At 72.3% G+C, this 17,953-nt stretch carries 15 protein-coding genes; 7 read left to right on the top strand and 8 right to left on the bottom strand.

The genetic code is table 11. The features are described from left to right. Nucleotides 1-33 precede the first annotated feature (33 nt). From ACZ49B_RS32910 to cseB, 3 genes are all read right to left on the bottom strand, one after another. Entirely contained in the window at nt 34-768 is a 735-nt protein-coding gene (locus ACZ49B_RS32910; RefSeq protein WP_468313261.1) for an ABC transporter ATP-binding protein, read from the bottom strand. 203 nt (nt 769-971) lie between these two features. After that, nucleotides 972-2,264 (bottom strand): sensor histidine kinase, encoded by a 1,293-nt coding sequence (locus ACZ49B_RS32915; protein ID WP_468313153.1) that lies wholly within the window; start codon nt 2,262-2,264, stop codon nt 972-974. A gap of 5 nt (nt 2,265-2,269) precedes the next feature. After that, nucleotides 2,270-2,965, bottom strand: a complete 696-nt coding sequence (cseB, locus tag ACZ49B_RS32920; RefSeq protein ID WP_468313264.1) for a two-component system response regulator CseB — start codon at nt 2,963-2,965, stop codon at nt 2,270-2,272. Nucleotides 2,966-3,416: 451 nt separating this feature from the next. Here cseB and ACZ49B_RS32925 point away from each other — a divergent pair, with 451 nt between their 5' ends. Beyond that, nucleotides 3,417-4,403 (top strand): aldo/keto reductase, encoded by a 987-nt coding sequence (locus tag ACZ49B_RS32925; protein WP_468313156.1) that lies wholly within the window; start codon nt 3,417-3,419, stop codon nt 4,401-4,403. A gap of 110 nt (nt 4,404-4,513) precedes the next feature. Here ACZ49B_RS32925 and ACZ49B_RS32930 read toward each other — a convergent pair whose 3' ends face one another. Together ACZ49B_RS32930 and ACZ49B_RS32935 are read right to left on the bottom strand one after the other, a co-directional pair. Beyond that, the gene (locus tag ACZ49B_RS32930; protein WP_468313159.1) at nt 4,514-6,181 is read right to left on the bottom strand and encodes a serine/threonine-protein kinase; all 1,668 of its coding nucleotides are present in this window, start codon (nt 6,179-6,181) and stop codon (nt 4,514-4,516) included. Nucleotides 6,182-6,245: 64 nt separating this feature from the next. Continuing rightward, nucleotides 6,246-8,804, bottom strand: a complete 2,559-nt coding sequence (locus ACZ49B_RS32935) for a discoidin domain-containing protein (protein ID WP_468313162.1) — start codon at nt 8,802-8,804, stop codon at nt 6,246-6,248. Nucleotides 8,805-10,115: 1,311 nt separating this feature from the next. Here ACZ49B_RS32935 and ACZ49B_RS32940 point away from each other — a divergent pair. The 4 genes from ACZ49B_RS32940 to ACZ49B_RS32955 all read left to right on the top strand — a co-directional run bounded on the left by ACZ49B_RS32940 (nt 10,116) and on the right by ACZ49B_RS32955 (nt 13,239). Next, entirely contained in the window at nt 10,116-10,952 is an 837-nt protein-coding gene (locus ACZ49B_RS32940; protein ID WP_468313165.1) for a hypothetical protein, read from the top strand. A 26-nt stretch (nt 10,953-10,978) separates the two neighbouring features. Further along, the gene (locus ACZ49B_RS32945) at nt 10,979-11,719 is read left to right on the top strand and encodes a class F sortase (RefSeq protein WP_468313168.1); all 741 of its coding nucleotides are present in this window, start codon (nt 10,979-10,981) and stop codon (nt 11,717-11,719) included. Between the two features lie 93 nt (nt 11,720-11,812). Continuing rightward, nucleotides 11,813-12,397 carry an RNA 2',3'-cyclic phosphodiesterase gene (thpR, locus tag ACZ49B_RS32950; RefSeq protein ID WP_468313171.1) on the top strand — a complete coding sequence of 195 codons (585 nt, stop codon included), beginning with the start codon at nt 11,813-11,815 and terminating at the stop codon, nt 12,395-12,397. Between the two features lie 59 nt (nt 12,398-12,456). Then, nucleotides 12,457-13,239, top strand: coding sequence for a crotonase/enoyl-CoA hydratase family protein (locus tag ACZ49B_RS32955; protein ID WP_468313173.1), 783 nt, complete (start codon nt 12,457-12,459; stop codon nt 13,237-13,239). A gap of 66 nt (nt 13,240-13,305) precedes the next feature. Here ACZ49B_RS32955 and ACZ49B_RS32960 read toward each other — a convergent pair whose 3' ends face one another. Both ACZ49B_RS32960 and ACZ49B_RS32965 read right to left on the bottom strand, forming a co-directional pair. Continuing rightward, complete coding sequence (locus ACZ49B_RS32960) at nt 13,306-13,731, bottom strand: VOC family protein (RefSeq protein ID WP_468313176.1); 426 nt, start codon at nt 13,729-13,731, stop codon at nt 13,306-13,308. Between the two features lie 51 nt (nt 13,732-13,782). Further along, complete coding sequence (locus ACZ49B_RS32965) at nt 13,783-14,796, bottom strand: RNA ligase family protein (protein WP_468313179.1); 1,014 nt, start codon at nt 14,794-14,796, stop codon at nt 13,783-13,785. 438 nt (nt 14,797-15,234) lie between these two features. Here ACZ49B_RS32965 and ACZ49B_RS32970 point away from each other — a divergent pair, with 438 nt between their 5' ends. After that, complete coding sequence (locus ACZ49B_RS32970) at nt 15,235-16,152, top strand: aminoglycoside phosphotransferase family protein (protein ID WP_468313182.1); 918 nt, start codon at nt 15,235-15,237, stop codon at nt 16,150-16,152. A 161-nt stretch (nt 16,153-16,313) separates the two neighbouring features. Here the strand turns inward: ACZ49B_RS32970 and ACZ49B_RS32975 are convergent, their stop codons facing one another. Continuing rightward, a complete protein-coding gene (locus ACZ49B_RS32975) occupies nt 16,314-16,940 on the bottom strand; it encodes a TetR/AcrR family transcriptional regulator (RefSeq protein ID WP_468313185.1) in 627 nt (208 codons plus the stop codon). A gap of 130 nt (nt 16,941-17,070) precedes the next feature. Here ACZ49B_RS32975 and ACZ49B_RS32980 point away from each other — a divergent pair, with 130 nt between their 5' ends. Next, nucleotides 17,071-17,916, top strand: coding sequence for a class I SAM-dependent methyltransferase (locus ACZ49B_RS32980; RefSeq protein WP_468313188.1), 846 nt, complete (start codon nt 17,071-17,073; stop codon nt 17,914-17,916). Nucleotides 17,917-17,953 lie beyond the last annotated feature (37 nt).

The following is a 17,953-nucleotide window of genomic DNA, read 5'->3' on the forward strand; positions in this document are numbered from 1 at the left end:
GAGTGTGGACGCACGTGCCGGCGTGAGGCCGGTTCAGCTGGTGCGGGAGCGGGCGTCGAACGCCTTCATCCGGTCCAGGACCCGGTCCGGGGTGGGGCGGGCCATCTCGTCTTCCAGCCGGCCGTCGGAGAGGAAGACCACGCGGTCGGCGTATCCGGCGGCGACGGGGTCGTGGGTGACCATGACCACCGTCTGGCCGAGCTCGCGCACCGAGTCGCGCAGGAAGCCGAGGACCTCGGCCCCGGCGCGGGAGTCGAGGTTGCCGGTGGGCTCGTCGCCGAAGACGATCGCGGGGCGGGAGACCAGGGCCCGGGCCACGGCGACACGCTGCTGCTGCCCGCCGGAGAGCTGTCCGGGCCGGTGGGCCAGGCGCCGGGAGAGCCCGACCATGGAGACGACGCGGTCCAGCCACTGCCGGTCGGGGCGGCGTCCGGCGATGGTCAGCGGCAGCGTGATGTTCTCCAGCGCGGTCAGCGTCGGCAGCAGGTTGAACGCCTGGAAGATGAAGCCGACCCGGTCGCGGCGCAGCTCGGTGAGCTGCCGGTCGTTCAGCGTGCTCAGTTCGGTGGTGCCGATACGGACGGAGCCGGAGCTGACCGAGTCGAGCCCGGCGGCGCAGTGCATCAGGGTGGACTTGCCGCAGCCGGAGGGGCCCATGATCGCGGTGAACTCGCCCTCCCGGAAGGCGATGCTGACCTGGTCCAGGGCGACGACACGGGTGTCGCCGCTGCCGTAGACCTTCGACAGGTCGCTGGTGGCGGCCGCGATCCCGGCGGTCGTCGGATACGGCGCGAGGGCGTCGAACGGTGCGGCGGTCACGGGGGACTCCTCTTCGGGTGCCAACGGGGTGCACGTCGAAGGGTGTCCGGGGCGTGCATCGGAGCCGGGGCGGCCGTGTATCGGCGTCCGCGTCGCTTCGTATCAGTTCTGTAGGGGCGAGGTGGCGCAGGGGCCGGCGCCGGGCCGGGCGGTCAGGCCGGCAGGAGCAGGGTCGCGACGGCGCCGCCGTCCGGGGCGTTGGCCAGGCGCAGCTCGGCGCCGAGGACCCGGGCCTGGCCCAGGGCGATGGTCAGGCCCAGGCCGTGGCCCGAACCGCGCTCCGCCGCGCCCGTGTGGAAGCGGCGCGGACCGTCGCGCAGCAGGTCCGGCGGGAAGCCCGGGCCGTGGTCGCGTACGACGACCGTGCGGCCCTTGACGGTGACCTCGACGGTGACCTCATCCGGGCCTTCGGCCGGGGTCGCGCCGTGCCGGTGGGCGTTGACGACGAGGTTGCCGACGATCCGTTCGAGGCGGCGCGGGTCGGTCTCCACGGGCTCGGGCTCGGCGGACCCTCCGCCCGGCGCATCGGCGACGACGACCTCCGCGTCGAGTCCGGTCCGGGCCACGGCCTCGCGGACGACTGCGCCGAGCGGCACACGGACGCGAACCGGCTGCTCCGCGCCCGCATCCAGCCGGGAGATCTCCAGCAGGTCCTCGACCAGGCCGCGCAGGTCCCGTACGCGACCCCGGAGCAGGTCCTCGGTCTCACCGGGCGGCAGCAGGTCGGTGGCGACCAGCAGGCCGCCGACCGGCGTGCGCAGCTCGTGGGCCACGTCCGCGGTGAACTGGCGCTCGGCACGCAGCCGTCGGCCGAGACTGTCGGCCATGTGGTCGACGGTGGCGGCGATGTCGGCCACCTCGTCGCCGCCCTTGATCGGCCCGGTACGGGCATCGAGGTCCCCGGCGGAGATCCGGACCGCCGTCTCGGAGACCCGCCGCAGCCGGCGGCTGAGCAACCCGGCCCCGTAGACCGCCAGGGGCACGGCCGCGGCCAGCGAGACCAGGGAGGCCACCGCCATGCTCACGTCGAGCCGGCGCAACCCGTAGAGGTCCGAGTTCATGTTGAAACGGACGGCCAGCACCGGGCTGCCCGGGCCGCCGACCCGCTGGGCGCCCCAGACGCTCGGCCCCAGGTTGCCGTTGACGTATCCGTCGTAGGCCGTACGCCGGTTGCCGTCGGCCGGGTGGCGCAGTACGTCGGGCAGGCCGGCGGGATCGAGTTCGGCACCCTCCGCCAGCGTTCCGGTACGCCGGTAGGTGTCCATGGCCGAGTAGACGGTGTTGAACGCATCCCGTTCGGCCCGGCTGCGGATGTCGCTCGCGGTCCACAGATGGACCAGCACGCCCACCGCCGCCACGACCAGGCATGCGGTGGCCGCGGCCAGTGCGGCGATCTTCCGGCGCAGGGACGCGCGGGCCGGCCGCAGCCGGTGGAACAGGCCCATCCGGCTCAGCGCCTGAACTTGTAGCCGAAGCCGCGGACCGTCTCGATCCGGTCCCGGCCCAGTTTCCTGCGCAGCCGCTGCACGCACAGGTCCACGACCCGGCTGTCGCCGTCCCAGCCGTACTCCCATACGTTGCGCAGCAGGGTGTGGCGCTCGAGCACGACGCCCGGGTGGGCGGCGAACTCCAGCAGGAGCTTCAGCTCGGTCGGGGTCAGCGCCACCGGGCTTTCCGAGACGAACACCTCGAGGCCGCCGGTGTCGATGGTCAGGTCCCCGAAAACCAGGCGGTGTCCGCCGGCCGACGGTTCCTCCTCGCCCGGAGCGCGCCCGGTTCCGGCAGCAGGCGCGTAGGTGGCCCGGCGCAGCAGCGAGCGGATGCGTGCCACGAGTACGTAGGTGTCCACGGGCTTGACGACGTAGTCGTCCGCTCCGGCCTCCAGGCCGGCGACGACGTCGAGCCCGTCGCCGCGCGCGGACATCATCAAGATCGGCACCAGGCTGGTTTCCCGGACTCTGCGGCACAGGCCGATGCCGTCCAGACCGGGCAGCATCACGTCCAGGATCAGCAGGTCGAAGCTGTCGTCGCGGAAGAGCTCCAGACCGGCGAGCCCGTCGGCCGCCGCCTTCACCTCGTAGCCGTAGCGCTCGAGGGCGACGGCGAAGGAGCGGCGCATCAGCTCGTCGTCCTCCACCAGCAGCACGCGAACGGGGCGCGGAGGGGCCGGAGCCGGGGTGGGCGAGGACACGGAGAAGACTCCTGTTCGGGGGGCTGGGTCAGGCATCGGTCCCGTGTGCACTCACGCACGGCCGGCGACCTGAAAGGAACGATACGGCAGGCATCGGGCGCGGCGACCGTGTCGCACGCGGGACGCGCATCGCCCTCCCGGGAGCCTCCACCATCAGAGAACACACAGGTCAGACGGTGTGGCGGGGCTCGGGGAGCAGCCGGTTCCAGGGACGTCCGGCGCTCCGTGCACCCCGCATCGCCGAGGGCCTGCGCGCCGTTTCGATGGACAACCAAGCGCTGCTTGATACACCCCGGATACACATCCCGGCCGCGGGCAGCTCGGCGCCCGGGCCGTTGGTTGACATGGAGCGCACTCCAACACCTAGCGTCCTTTGCAGATGATCCCTAGATCAGGAGGCAGCACCATGACCGATGTCCCCACCCGGTACCTGGGCAACCTGGCGGTCTCCGCGCAGGGCCTGGGGTGCATGGGCATGAGCCACGGCTACGGCGCCTCGGACGACACGCAGTCGATCGCGACCCTGCACCATGCCCTGGACCTCGGGGTGACCTTCCTGGACACCGCCGACTTCTACGGCGCCGGGCACAACGAGGAGCTGATCGGGCGGGCCGTCGCCGGGCGCCGCGACGAGGTGGTGCTGGCCACGAAGTTCGGCTTCGCCAGCCGCCTGGGCGAGCCGGTCCGGGTCCGCGGCGACGCAGCCTACGTACGGCAGGCGTGCGAGGCGTCGCTGCGCCGGCTCGGGGTCGACCACATCGACCTCTACTACCAGCACCGGGTCGATCCGCAGGTGCCGATCGAGGAGACCGTCGGCGCCATGGCCGAGCTGGTGCAGGCCGGCAAGGTCCGTCACCTCGGGCTGTCCGAGGCCGGCGCGGGCACCGTCCGGCGGGCGCACGCGGTGCACCCGATCGCCGCGCTGCAGAGCGAGTGGTCGCTGTGGACCCGCGACCTGGAGGCGGAGATCGCCCCCGTCTGCCGCGAGCTCGGCATCGGCCTGGTTCCGTTCTCCCCGCTCGGGCGCGGTTTTCTGACCGGGCAGTACAGCTCGGTGGAGGGGCTGGCCGAGAACGACGTACGCCGCACTCAGCCGCGGTTCGCCGATGGCAACCTCGAACAGAACCTGGCGATCGTCGCGAAGCTGAACGAGCTGGCCGCGGCGAAGGGAGTCACCGCCGGCCAGCTCGCCCTGGCCTGGGTGCAGCACCGGGGCGACGACGTGGTGCCGATCCCCGGCACGCGGCGGCAGCGGTACCTGGAGGAGAACCTCGCGGCCCTGGCCGTCGAGCTGTCCCCCGAGGACCTCGCCGCCATCGAGGCCGCGGCTCCGCCCTCGGAGATCGCGGGCACCCGCTACGACGCCACCAGCCTCACCTTCGTCAACAACTGAGCCCGCCGGGGCAGCGCGTCGTCACGCCGGGCTCCGGCCGCGGCGCCGGGCCGCCGGCTCGGGCAGCCACGTGCCCGTTCAGGGCACGGGGTGGGTGTCGAGCGGGCGGGTCAGTGGTTGCGGGTCAGGGCGGCGGGGGCTCCGGCCGACTGTGCGCCTTCCGACTGGAGCGTCAGCCGGTCCGGTTCCTCCAGGGTCAGTACGTAGAGGTTGCCGCGGGGGCAGTCGAAGGAGGCGGCGCGGTCGGTCGGGTGGCTGGTCGCTGCCGCCAGGACCGCGGTGTTCCCCTTGATCTGCCGCAGCTCGAGGGCCTCCGTGCAGCCCAGGTTGCGCCCGCTGGAGACCTCCTTGACGTCGCTGATCTGCCGGCCCACGATCTCGCCCGCAGCGCCGGCCTGCAGGGTGACCGTGACGTCGAACTCACCCGTCCGCGCCAGCGTGATGCCGTCCGCGTCCGGTGTGCCGGGCCCGACGCCGGACCACGTGCCGACCCACGAAGCCGGCAACGCCGCCGCGGAGGTTGCCGGTACGGACGGGGTGCGCGAGGCGGTGGGGGGCGCGGCCGTGCCGGCGTCGCCGTCGCCCCCGCCGAGCCGGATCGCGAGCGTGACGACCGCCGCGAGCGCGGCGGCGCCGGCGACCGCGCCGATCACCAGGGGCCGCCGGGACGAGAGCGGAGTACCGGGAGCCGTGGCCGGCGGCACCGGTGCGACGGGAGGGGGCAGGACCGGCGGCCGCGGCGGCGGAACCGGCGAAGTCCCGGGCCCCGCAGGGGCGTACGCAGGCGGCTGCGGTGTGGTCAGGAGTCGCGTGAGCTCGGCCTCCCGGCGGCCGACGTCGGCGACGAGGGCCGGTGGCACCGCCGTGCTCCAGTCCCCCTCCTGCGCGGCGCCGAGCCGCGCCCGTACCTCCTCGGCGGTGGGACGCCGGTCGGGGTCCTTGGCCAGGCACTCCCTCACCAGCGGGAGGAGCGCTTCGGGCACGCCGTCGAGCAGGGGCTCGTCGTGGACGATCCGGTACAGGAGGCCCGGCAGTTGCAGCTCCTCGCCGCCCGCCAGGAAGGGACTGCGGCCCGTCGCCGCATACACGAGGACCGCGGCGAGGGAGAACACGTCGGCCGGCGCCCCGGCCACGGCGCCGGTCGCCTGCTCCGGCGCGAGGAAACCGGGCGTGCCGATGACCGCGCCCGTCCGGGTGTGGCGCGGGTCGCGCACGGCGCGGGCGATGCCGAAATCGATGAGGAAGGGCCGCTCCGGACCGAGCAGCACGTTCGCCGGCTTGATGTCGCGGTGGACGACCCCCGCCGCCCGAACGGCGACGAGCGCGGAGGACAGCTCCCGGGCCAGGCACCACACGGCGGGCGCCGCCAGCGGCCCCTGCCGGTGCACCCAGTCGCCCAGCGACGGTGCGGCGACGTACTCCGTCGCCAGCCACTGCGGCAGCACGCCCGGCGGGCTGAAGTCCACCACCGAGACCGTCCACGCACTGCGCACACGGTCGTTGGTGCGGATCTCCCGTGCGAACCGTTCGGCGAAGTCCGGCTCCAGACTCAGTTCCCGGTGCACGGTCTTCAGGGCCAGAGGCCGGCCGGACGGCGTCCGGGCCAGGTACACCTCGCCCATTCCTCCCTCACCGAGCCGTGCCAGCAGGCGGTACCCGCCGATCTCCGGCTGGTCACCGGGCCGCAAAGACTCCACCGACTCCCCCGTCCCCATGGCCGTCGGCCGGCCCCGCGGTGAACGGGCCGTCCGGTGGGCCAATTTATCGGACGATCTCATGGGTCGGAGGGTCGACGGAGGCGGCGTCCGGCTGCTCATCCACAGCCGGACACCGCCCCTGGGGTCAGGAGATGGTGACGAACTTCGCGATGCTCGGAACCCCCTGGGCGTCGAGGGCGAACAGCATGTAGTTCCCCGGCAGGACCACACCGGTGTCAGCGGGGAGGGACACCGTGTACGCGCCGGATCCCGTGGCCGTGGAAGCGAGGGGTACCCGCCGCTGGTCGTTGTCGGTGGAGTGGGTTGCGGCCGCGGCCCGCATCAGGACGAAGGACGCAACCGGGGCCTGTGTGCTCACCGTGAGCGATGTGCCGGGGGCCGCCCTGGGGGGCACGCCTGCGGTGATGACGGGACGCGGCTTCGCTGATCCGTCCGCGTTGAGCAGGTACGGCGGCGTGAAGACGGCCCCGTCGGCGTGGTTGGTCGCGCAGTCACCGCACAGGCCCCCGCCGCCGGAGAAGATCCGCCCGTCCGGCAGCAGGTTGGCCACGCTGTGGTAGTTGCGCGGAACGGCCATGGTGGCGAGCGGGGTGAAGCTGCCGGTCGACGGGTCCCAGAGCTCGGGGGCCAGCACCGACGTCGCATCGCTGAAGGGCACCGGATAGGCCTGCCCGCCGAAGACGGCCACCTTCCCGTCCGGCAGGACGACGCTGTTGCTGAAGGCGCGGGCGTACTCCATGTCACCCGTACGGGCCGCCTTCACCTCCTGGCTGCCCGAGATGCTCACCGTGTAGGCGCGCCGCGTGGCCGGGGTCTTCTCGTAGGCGGGCGAGCCGCCCAGGGTGAGGAGTTTGCCGATGTCGTAGGAGACGGCGTTGCCGGTCATGGCGTCCTGGCTGTCGGCCCGTGTGCCGGCGGGCGTGATGCTGCCCTGGCCGCTGGTCGAGATCCAGTTCATCCGCCTGCCCGGCCCCAATTGCAGTACCTTGCCGCCCGAAGTGGCGTGCAGCCACATGTGGTTGTCGGCCCGGTACGGTCCGGCCGGGTCGGCGGTCAGCGCCGGGACGGCCGAGACCCCGGGGAGCCTGCGCCACGTACGGGTGTCCGGCGACCAGGCCTCGCCGGCCTTGTCACCTGTGGCTCCGCTCCAGGATCCGCCGAGGACGAAGGCTTCGCCGGTGGAGAGCAGCGTCATGGCCTGGTAGCCGCGGGCGATGTTCATGCTGGTGGTGGCGGACCAGGTGTCGGTGGCCGGATCGTAGATGCTCGCCTTCTCCGCGTTGCTCCCACCGGTGACCAGTACGCGGCCGTCGGCCAGCATGGCGATGCCGGGGCAGAACATGTCGTGGCCGGTGTTGTCGATGCGGCGCTGTGTGACCTTGCCGGTCTTCAGGTCCAGGATCGCGGTCTGGGTGTAGCCGTTGCTGCCGCCGAAGCGGTCGACGGCGTACGCGGACCAGGCGAGCAGCTTGTCGCCGGGCAGCGCGGCGGTGGCCACGGGCACCAGCGGGAAGCCGGTGATCCGGTCCCAGGCGCCGTGGACGGCCGGGCTTGCCGGTCCGCTCAGGCGTATCTCACCGGCCGAGGTCCAGGGTCCGCGGCCGCCGGCTTCGGTGGTCACGGTCAGACGTATGAAGCGGGCGGTCTCGGTGCGGGTGAAGGTGGCGGTCTTGACGGTGTCGTCGTCGCGCCAGGTGCCCGCGGCGACCGGCGCGGCGAAGGCCGTGCCGTCGGTGCTGGTGCTGACGGTGTACGTGCCCGCCCGGCCGTTGGGTCCGTCGACGCGGGGCTGGTAGACGAGGGCGGAGACGGCTGTGGTGCGGTGCATGTCGATGGTGATGCTGTGCGGCAAGGGGGCGGGGGTACCGGTCCACTTGCTGTGCCAGATCGTGCTGTCGTTGCCGTCGAGCACGTTGGCCGCGCGGCCGCTCCCGCCGCCGGTCTCCTCGTCGCTGGCCGTGGCCGTCCAGCCGGTCCGGGACAGGTCGACGGTGGCTGCGGGGGTGCCGGGGTCGCCCAGCAGGTTGATCTCGGCGGCGGAGGTCCAGGGCCCGCGGCCGCCGGCCTCGGTGAGCGCCGTCAACCGTACGAACCGGGCCCCTTGCGGGGCGAACCCGAGCGTCTTGGTGCTCCCGTCGTCGGCGAGCGTGCCCGAGGCGACCGGGCTCGCCCACGCCTGTCCGTCCGTACTGACGCTGATGCCGTACTCCCCGACGCGGCCGTTGGCGCCGTCCGCGCGAGGGCGGTAGAGGAGGGCGGAGACGACCGCCGTGCGGTGCAGGTCGATGGTGATGCTGTGCGGCAAGGGGGTGGGGGTACCGGCCCACTTGCTGTGCCAGATCGTGCTGTCGTTGCCGTCGAGCACGTTGGCCGCGCGGCCGTTCTCGCCGCCGGTCTCCTCGTCGCTCGCCGTGGCCGTCCAGCCGCTGCGGTCGAGAAGGGGAGCCATGGGTTCCATGGCGTTCGCCGGCGCGACGCCGTGGTGCGGTGACTGCTTCGCCGTCTGTTGGTCGAACGGAACGGGTGCGGGTCGGGGCACCGGGGCGCGGCCCGCTGCTGCCGGCCCTTCGACCCCGAGCCACGGCATCAGACCGACCAGCAGCGAGCCGAGGCCGAGGGCGATGAGCAGGTGGGAGCGGCGTAACACGCGGAAAGAGGCGAGGAAGCGTCGCCTGTACTGCAATCTGACCTCCTGGGGCGAACCGGCGGACCCCTGGAACATAGGTCCACACAGCCACAACCCACCTGAAATCACGAAGAGTTGGCGCGAAACCGCACCGTCGGACGACAAGTACCCGGCGCTTCCCTGACGTTCATCACTTTCCGTCCCCCCGGTGCGGCACTCCGCGGAGCTGCGCCAGATGGTGCCGGCCCTGGTGGCAACGGAGGCCGTCACCACGGTGTTGCCTTCTTCGATGCTGCCGCCCGGCTCGTGGTACGCACCGTCCTGGGCCGGGGCCCGCGGCCCGTGCCGGGTGAGGCGGGGGCGGTTGCCTGTTCGGTGGGCGGGGCGCTGAACGTGGCCCTGCACCTGAACCCGCCGGTCCGCCTCGACCTGGGAGCGGCCTGGGTGGTGGACGCGACGACGGTGTACGCCTCGGTGGACTCCCCGGCCGCCTTCGCGGCAGCCCTCGGCCCATCGGATCGTCGGATCGCGGGCCGAGTTCTTAGCATCAGCGGGCAAATATGCGTTCGACCGCCGCGTGATCGGCTAGGAAGGACCGGACAGAACCAAGCCCGGCGACGGCGAAAGACGCCGGACGAATACCGGCTCCTCGCGTCGACCATCGGTCCTGGGCAATGGAGGCGCAGGCCCTGCGCGAGAACGCGGGGTACGGGGCGGAAAGGGTTCACCATCTCCCCGTCCGCATGCAGCTGAGAGGTTTGTTCGTCGAGCTCTACCTCGAGCCGCGCGCGGAATTCTGATCTGCGGATCTCCGGTTTCCGCAACACGTTCGAGAACTGGCAGGCCCCGCCGGAAGCGCATTACCGTCACGTGCGGGACTCGATTGCGCCACCCGGAATCCGCCGTGCCGAAGCCCTTCGTTCGACGGAGGCCTTCCGCCCTCGAGACGGCGGCCGGGGTGCAACGCACCGGCCTGCACCTGGGCCGTCGTCCCATGGTCAATACGGTGATCCGGCTGCATCGGAACAGCGGTCCGAAGTGCACCGCGCACGCGAGTCTCGTACGCACGGAGATGTTGCGTGAGGCCGGCCGCGCCCCGTCCTGGCAGAAGAGATGTCGCGCATCTGGATGACGCGTGGACCGCTGCCTGGCGCGACGAGGTCCGGCGCGTGACAGCGCCCTGTGATGACTTCTCGTGGTTTTCGCTGGTCAGGGCGCCGGACGTCGACCACGCAGAAATTTCTCGAAGAAACACCAATCCAAGGACGTCGGGGCTCCGAAGTAGCGGCGAGACCCTCTCCGGGAGCTCACTTCAAACCGTACGATCTGCGGTTCCCCACCCCGGGAAACCGCGGAACAGGAGCGAATGTGATAGCCAAGCGCACTGGTCGCCTCGTGGTGCTCGCCGCCGTGCCCGCCGCCGTGTTCCTGACCGTAGGGCTTTCCGGCCCGGCTCTCGCGGAGGGCGGAAAGGCGTACCAGATCGATCTGGCGCAGCTCAACAACTCCGGTTCCCGCGGTACGGCCATGCTCAGCCTCAAGGGCAACCAGCTGACCGTCCAGATCGAGTCCGAGGGCATGGTGCCCGGGTCTCCGTCGGCCCAGCATCTGCACGGCTCGACCAACGGGCACGACTTCCAGTGCCCGGATGCCAGTGACGACACCGACGGCGACGGGATCCTCAGCAACACCGAGGCCACCGTCGACTACGGCGACATCAACATCTCGCTCACCACGACCGGGGACACCCAGGCGACCAGCGGCCTCGCCGTGGAGCGGATGCCCATCGCGAACAAGCAGGGCAAGGTCTCGTACAAGCGGACGATCACCGTCTCGCAGGCCGTGGTCGACCACATCAAGGACCTGCACATCGTGCAGCACGGCATCGACCGCAACAAGAACGGCAAGTACGACTTCGAGGGGGCCGGCAAGAGCGAGCTCGACCCGAAGCTGCCCCAGGAGGCCACGGCTCCGACCAACTGCGGGATGGTCATGGGCGCCTCCGTGGGATCCATCCCCGTCGGCGGCATCGAGACCGGCGGCGGTGCTCCGCAGAACGCGGCGACGCCGGAGACGGCGATCACCGGGGCGGCACTCGCCCTGTCCGCGGCGATGGCGGGTGCTGCAGCCGGCGCGTTGTTCGTCGCGCGGAGGCGGGCCGCGTCGGTCCGCGTCCGCACGGAGAGCATGGGCGCCGCCGCGTGAGGGCCGGGCAGAGCTCCGCACCGGCCGTGCTTCGCGCACCTGCCGCATCCACCGCGCGTCCCGGCCGCCGCCGGTCCGCAGCCTCCTTGGCCGCCGCCGCCCTCGCCACGCTGCTTCTCGCGGGGTGCGGGGGCCAGGATGCGGCGGCGCCCGCCGCCCCTCAGGGCCAGGCCCCGCAGGGCGGGGCGCCGGTGAGCGGCAGCGCCGGAGGCGCTCCCACCGGGCAGGCATCCCCCGGCGGCCACCAGGCGTCGCCGAAGGGCGGGGCGCAGACCGGTTCGGGCTCGGGTGCCGGCCAGGCCAAGCCCGCACTCGCCCGGTCGGAGCCGCAGAGCATCTCGATCCCGTCCCTCGGGCTCTCCAGTTCCTTGGAGACCCTGCGGCAGAACGCGGACGGAACGATGCAGACCCCGAAGGACCCCGGTCTCGCGGGCTGGTACGAGCCGGGGCCGACGCCCGGCTCCCAGGGGCCCGCCGTGATCGCCGGTCATGTCACGTGGAACGGCGCGGCGGCCGTGTTCCAGAAACTCAAGACGATGAAGGCCGGTGACACGATCAAGGTGACCCGTCGGGACAACAAGACGGCCACGTTCACGGTGGACCGGGTCGCCGAGTACCCGAAGGCCGAGTTCCCGACGCTCGAGGTCTACAAGAACCTCGACCACGCAGGTCTTCGCCTGGTCACGTGCGGCGGCGAGTTCGACCCGAAGAAGCACTACTACGACAGCAACGTGGTCGTGTTCGCCAGCATGACGGGCACCACGTAGCCGGGTGCGGACTCCCCCGGACCGAATGGCGCCGGAGGTATCGGATCGGACGAGAGATGACGGGATCATCCGGGGTGCGGTACGAAGTCCCTCGTGAACGAAGAGATCCAGCCCGCGACCGTCCGTCTGTTCATCGCCCTCGCCCCGCCCGACGACGCCAAGGAGGAACTGGCCCGGGAACTGCGGCCCGCCCACCGCGCCTACCCGGGCATGCGGTGGAACCGCATCGAGGACTGGCACATCACGCTGGCCTTCCTCGGTGAACTCCCGGTCTCCGCGGTCCCGCTCCTGCAACCACCGCTCGCCGCCCTCGCCGCAGCGCACCGCCCCCTGGAGCTGGCGCTGCGCGGCAGCGGACACTTCGACCACCGGGTGCTGTGGAGCGGGATCGGCGGGGAGCTCGACGGACTGCACCTGCTCACCGCGCAGGTGCGTACCGTCGTCAAGGAATGCGGTATCGCCTTCGAAGACCGGCCGCTGCGTCCGCACCTGACGCTGGCCCGCTCCCGCCGCAGCGACGCCTCCAGCACGGTGGAAGTCGCCGCCACCCTCACCGGGTTCACCGGCCGCCCGTGGCCGGCCGAACGTCTCCACCTGGTCGGCAGCAACATAGGCCGCGGCCCCGGCCCGATCCACTACCGCGACATCCAGGCCTGGGAATTCACCGGCCTGCGCTGAAACCCCCTGCGGTGGCCGCCCTCCCACACAATGGAGGCCGGCGAGCAGGAGGGTGCGGCATGGTGGACGAGCAGGCCTCGGTACGGGTGGAACGGGACGGCCCGGTGTTCACGGTGATCCTGAGCAGGCCGGGGGTCCGCAACGCCGTGGACGGTCCGGCGGCGGCGCAGCTCGCCGATGCCTTCCGCCGGTTCGAGGCCGACGAGGACGCGGCCGTCGCCGTGCTGTGGGGCGAGGGCGGGACCTTCTGCGCGGGCGCCGACCTCAAAGCCATCGGCACCGAGCGCGGCAATCAGGTCCTCGCGTCGGGGGACGGACCCATGGGGCCTACCCGGATGCGGCTCGGCAAGCCCGTGATCGCGGCCGTCGCGGGGCACGCGGTGGCCGGGGGCCTGGAGCTGGCGCTCTGGTGCGATCTGCGGGTGGTGGAAGAGGACGCGGTCTTCGGGGTGTTCTGCCGCCGCTGGGGCGTGCCGCTGATCGACGGCGGTACGGTACGGCTGCCCCGCCTGATCGGCGAGAGCCGCGCCATGGACCTGATCCTGACGGGTCGTCCGGTCACCGCCGCCGAGGCGCACGGGATCGGGCTCGCCAACCGGGTGGTGCCCACGGGGCAGGCGCGAGAGGCCGCGGAGGGGCTGGCCCGCGAGATCGCGGCCTTCCCCCAACTGAGCCTGCGCCACGACCGGCTGTCCGTCCTGGAACAGCACGGGCTGGACGAAGCGGAGGCGCTGGCGGGCGAGTACCGGCACGGTCTGGTGCCGCTGACCGCGGGCGAGACCCAGGCGGGAGCGGGCCGGTTCGCCTCGGGTGCGGGGCGGCACGACGCGTTCGGGCAGTGAGCGGGTCGTGCCGCGCCCGGCGGTAGGCCCGCCGGCGGTGGGCCGCGCCCGGCGGGGCGAGCGGGCTCAGACGACCGGCTCGCCCATGCCCAGCAGGTTCCCCTCGCTGTCACGGAACCACGCGCCACGCTCTCCCCGCGCGCCCTTGCTAGGGTAGTTCCCCTCGATCTCGGCGATCCCGTCCTTCGTCCGGAACCCTGGCAGGTCCACCTCTTCGAAGATCACTCCGCGCTGCTTGAGTTCCGACACCGCGGTCTCGATGTCGTCGACCTCCAATGCCATCTGGGTGAAGGAGCCGGACGAGGCGCCCGTCGACTTGAAAACGACGAACTCCGTGCCTGCGCACCGGTACAGCAGCCCGCCGGGCCGTTCGTCCACGGGCTCCAGACCGAGTTTCTCGGCGTAGAAGCGCCTCGCCCGGTCCAGGTCCTGGGCCGGAAGCCTGGTCGACGCGCGGGCCCGGGCGAGAAGGTTCCTGTCGTCAGCGCTCATGGCTCCACTGTGCCGTGGGTCGTGGCCGAAGGGACGTGCCGCAGGCGCGTGTCACCGTGCGAATCCGGTGCGGCGGTCGGCCGCGTCGAAGCGGGTCAGGGAAAGGGCTCCTGTGTGCAGGGCGCTCTCCAGCGCGTGTCGCGTGGACCGGTCCAGCCCGCCCAAGGCCTCCTCCGTCTCCTCCACGGCGTCGCGGGCGATCTCGGCGGCCACCTCCCGTTCCGGGGCACGAGGCCCCAGCTTGCTCACCGCCGAGGCGGCCCGGGCCGGTGTGAGGAGTCCCGTGGCGTGGGCCAGCAGCCAGCCGGGTACACCGGCCGCGCCCTCGGCGGGCGCCTGGTAGGGGCGGGACCCGGCGAAGCGCTCGTCCTCCGCGAAGGCGGGCTGCTTGAGCTTGGCCATCGGCGGGGCGGCCGTCCATGACTCCCCGGCGGGTTTGACGACGATGCCCTCGGCGAGGTTGTCCGGCAGTACGGGCAGGCCCAGGAGCGCGGGCAGCCGGGTCGGGAAGACCACCGGCAGCTGCCCGATCCGGGCAAGGGTGCCGCGCGCCAGCAGGGGCGCGCAGCGCAGACCGGCCGCGTCGGCCGCGTCCCGCAGCGCCTGGTCGGAGACCCAGCACAGGCCGTCGCCGGTGGCGACGGTCGCGTCGAACGGCAGCCACAGCAGCTCCGGTGCGTACCAGACGCCGGTCTGCACGGGCTCGGCTCCCGGCACCGCGCCGACGTCGGGGTGGGGGTAGCGGCCGCCCGCGAGTTCGCCGTAGACGGTCACGACGGCCGAGCCCTCAGCCCCGTACTGCTCCCGCAGCAGCGCGGCACACCGACGCGCGGCAACCGCCAGGGCCGGCCAGATCCGGCCGACGCCGAAGAAGTCGTCCAAGCCGCCGTCTGCGAGCAGTTCGCGGCGTTTGGCCGGGCGCGGGCCGGTGTCATCGCAGACGACGGCGAAGTTGGCGCCGTGGATCTTCTCCTGCGCGACCCACTCCCGCCCGCCGGTCTCACCCAGCCGGCGTCCGGCGGGGATCTTCGGATACGGGGACCAGGAACGGGATTCGGCATGCACCGGCCGATGCTAGCTGCCGCGCCGACCGCGAGCCGGGCGATTTTCCTCCGGGAGCACCCGGGCAAGGTGCCCGGTGCCAGGTCGCACGGCGTTCGCCAACCTGCAGCCCGGCGGGCCGATCTCCACTTCCGCATGGAACTGCAGCGAAGTGCCGACCCCGCCGGGTTGAGGCTGCACAGGGACGGTCGCCCCGGACTCACACGCTCCCACGTGCTCACCTGCGGCGCCGACCGCACCCGTGGCCGCGCATACGGGCTTCTCACAAGCCCGCTCTTGCGCACCGCTTTCCGCCCCACACCGAAAGGCGCCAAGACATCTCTGTACGCCTCGACCGTGCCCGACCTCCCCGGAGGAGGCCGTGCGGGTCGAACTCCTCGTCGTCGTACCGTCCGGCGGGGGAAGTACGCTCGGGCCGGTGCCCGGCTACCGTTGCTCCGCATGACCCACACCGAGATCGAGATCACCGCGGAGATGGTCCGGGACCTGCTGCGCGACCAGTTCCCCGACCTGGCCGATCACCCCGTGAAGCTCGGCGCGCGTGGTTGGGACAATCAGCTGTGGCGGCTCGGCGACGACCTCGCCGTGCGGTTGCCCTGGGCGACGCAGTCCGCGGACACATTGCTGCGCAAGGAGCACGCCTGGCTGCCCGCCCTCGCTCCGTACCTTCCGCTGCCGGTCCCCGTCCCGCAGCGCCTCGGCGAGCCGTCCGAACGATTTCCGCGCCCCTGGATCATCACCACCTGGGTGCCCGGCGAACCCGCCGACCGCGCCCCCGCCACGCGCGCCGCGGAGGCGGCCGACACTTTGGCCGCGTTCCTGACGGCTCTTCACCGACCCGCTCCCGCAGGGGCGCCCGCCGGCCGTGCCCGCGGGGGACCGCTGGCCGACCACGCCGACGGCTTCGCCAACGGGCTCGCCTCGGCCACCGAACTGGGGCTGATCCCCGATCCGGGCGCCGTCCGCGCGGTCTGGGAAGACGCCGCCGCCGCGCCCGACTGGGCGGGCCCGGCAGTGTGGCTCCACGGCGACCTGCATCCGGCCAACGTTCTCACCAGGGACGGCACCTTCTGCGGTGTGATCGACTTCGGCGACCTCTGCGCGGGCGATCCGGCCTGCGACCTCGCCGCCGCTTGGGTCCTGCTGCCGGACGGCGCCGCTGACCGCTTCCACGGCGCCTACCAGCCGACCCCGGACGCCTCGACGTTGCGTCGCGCCCGCGGTTGGGCGGTGCTGCGCGCGCTCGCCTGCATCCTCATCGGAGATGCCGGCGTCCACGGCCGCCCCGGCGGCAAGCCCACCTGGGGTCCACCCGCCCACGCCACGCTGCGACGCCTCATCGCAACGGCCAGCCGCTGATCAACCTCCCCCATGGGCTCGCACCCCTCTGGGGCGCGGCGTGATCCTCGTCCGCGCCGACCCGGCCGCGGCATCAGCATCCGCGGCGAGGCGCCTTGTCCGCCGAGGTGCGACCACGCCCCGGGCGTCGCCGGCCCGGAGTGGTCATCGCAGCGCCTGATTCACTTCTCCGGCACGTCCCGAGTGGCCGCGGCGTCGTCGGGGTCGGCATCGACGAGTAGGGCGATCAGCCGCTCCGTCTGTTCGCGGGGGTCCGGTGCACCGGCCCAGCCGGTCATCAGGAGGTGGTGGACGGTTCCGACGAGGGCGAGCGCGACCGTGGTGGTGTCAGTGCCGTCCGTGAGGCGACCCAGACGCTGTTCGGCGTCCAGGTAGACGGTGATCGCGTCCTGGATCGCCGTGAAGCCCGGTGCGCCGGCCTCAAGTGCCTGACGAATCCGGAGCGAGGCGCCAGGGCGGGTCATCGCCAGGCCGATGACCGTGGGGTCCAGGGAGTTCAGGAGCGCGAGCGCGGCCGTGGCGAGGTTGTCGGCCACGGTGGCGCGGCCGGCTTGCCCAGGCAGTTCCCCGACCTGTCGTGCGGTGCGTGCGAACCGGTCCAGGACCAGCTCGGCGACGAATTCGTCCAGCCCGTCGAAATGGGCGTGCAACAGCCCCTTGGCGCATCCCGCCTCACCCGTGATCGCTCTGCTCGTCAAGGCGACCGGGCCCTCGCGGGCCAGGACCCGCTCCGCGGCGTCGAAGAGCCGCTCGCGAACGTCGGGGATCGCCACTCCACGCGGTGACATAGGACCTCTCCTGATACGAGGAATGCGGCGCTCCCGGCCGCAGGGGATTGCCAGTATGGGCGCCTGCCCATACTGTTTGGGCGCACGCCCATTCTAGCCCCGGCAAGCGCCGCATCCAGCAGGAGGCCCAGTGCAACACATCGTCAACACCGTTCAGGCGCAGGCATGGAACGGATACGAGGGCACCCACTGGGCCCAGAACCAGGATCGCTGGGACGCCGTGAACGCGGGTTTCAACGAACCGCTGCTCACCGCCGCCCTGATCAATGAGCGCGACCGCGTCCTGGACATCGGCTGTGGAGCCGGGTCCACGACCAGGCTGGCCGCCCGCCGATCCGGCAGCGGCCGGGCCCTGGGCCTGGACCTGTCGGCTCCGATGCTGGCGCGCGCCCGCGAGTCCGCACAGCGCGAGGACGTCGCCAACGTGGCCTTCGAGCAAGGAGACGCGCAGGTCCACGCCTTCGAAGCAGACACGTTCGACGTCATGATCAGCCGCTTCGGAGTGATGTTCTTCGCTGACCCCGTCGCCGCCTTCTCCAACATCGGACGCGCCTTGCGCCCCGGTGCCCGCGTGGCGTTCATCTGTGGCGCAGAGGCCGAACGCAACGAGTGGCTCCAGGCCATTGCGGCACTGCGCGACATCCTGCCCATGGGGGACTTCGGCGCGCCGGGAAGCCCGGGAATGTTCTCCCTGGCGGACCCGGACCGCACCTGCGCAGTGCTGTCCGCCGCCGGATTCGAGCACATCGACGTAGCACCCGTGGAGGCGTTCGGCACGTGGGGGCAGAACGCCGACGACGCTGCCGCCTTCCTGCTGAACTCCGGCCCCGGACGCCACCTGACCGGCCAGGTCGAGCAAGAGGTCCAAGACCGCGCCCGCCGCACACTCACAGACATCCTGCGCACCCACGAGGAGCACGGCGCGCTTCGACTGCGCAGCACCGCCTGGCTGGTCACCGCCAACCGCCCGAAGTAGCCCGGCCCGGCCCCGCTCGAACAGCGCGGAGCAAAAC

The organism is Streptomyces sp. NPDC031132 (assembly GCF_055570595.1).

What these genes read in the sequence shown, in the direction of transcription:
- ACZ49B_RS32915 (WP_468313153.1), bottom strand. Translation starts at nt 2,264, where the DNA reads ATGGGCCTGTTCCACCGGCTGCGGCCGGCCCGCGCGTCCCTGCGCCGG.
- ACZ49B_RS32925 (WP_468313156.1), top strand. Translation starts at nt 3,417, where the DNA reads ATGACCGATGTCCCCACCCGGTACCTGGGCAACCTGGCGGTCTCCGCG.
- ACZ49B_RS32955 (WP_468313173.1), top strand. Translation starts at nt 12,457, where the DNA reads ATGGTGGACGAGCAGGCCTCGGTACGGGTGGAACGGGACGGCCCGGTG.
- ACZ49B_RS32970 (WP_468313182.1), top strand. Translation starts at nt 15,235, where the DNA reads ATGACCCACACCGAGATCGAGATCACCGCGGAGATGGTCCGGGACCTG.
- ACZ49B_RS32975 (WP_468313185.1), bottom strand. Translation starts at nt 16,940, where the DNA reads ATGTCACCGCGTGGAGTGGCGATCCCCGACGTTCGCGAGCGGCTCTTC.
- ACZ49B_RS32960 (WP_468313176.1), bottom strand. Translation starts at nt 13,731, where the DNA reads ATGAGCGCTGACGACAGGAACCTTCTCGCCCGGGCCCGCGCGTCGACC.
- ACZ49B_RS32930 (WP_468313159.1), bottom strand. Translation starts at nt 6,181, where the DNA reads ATGAGATCGTCCGATAAATTGGCCCACCGGACGGCCCGTTCACCGCGG.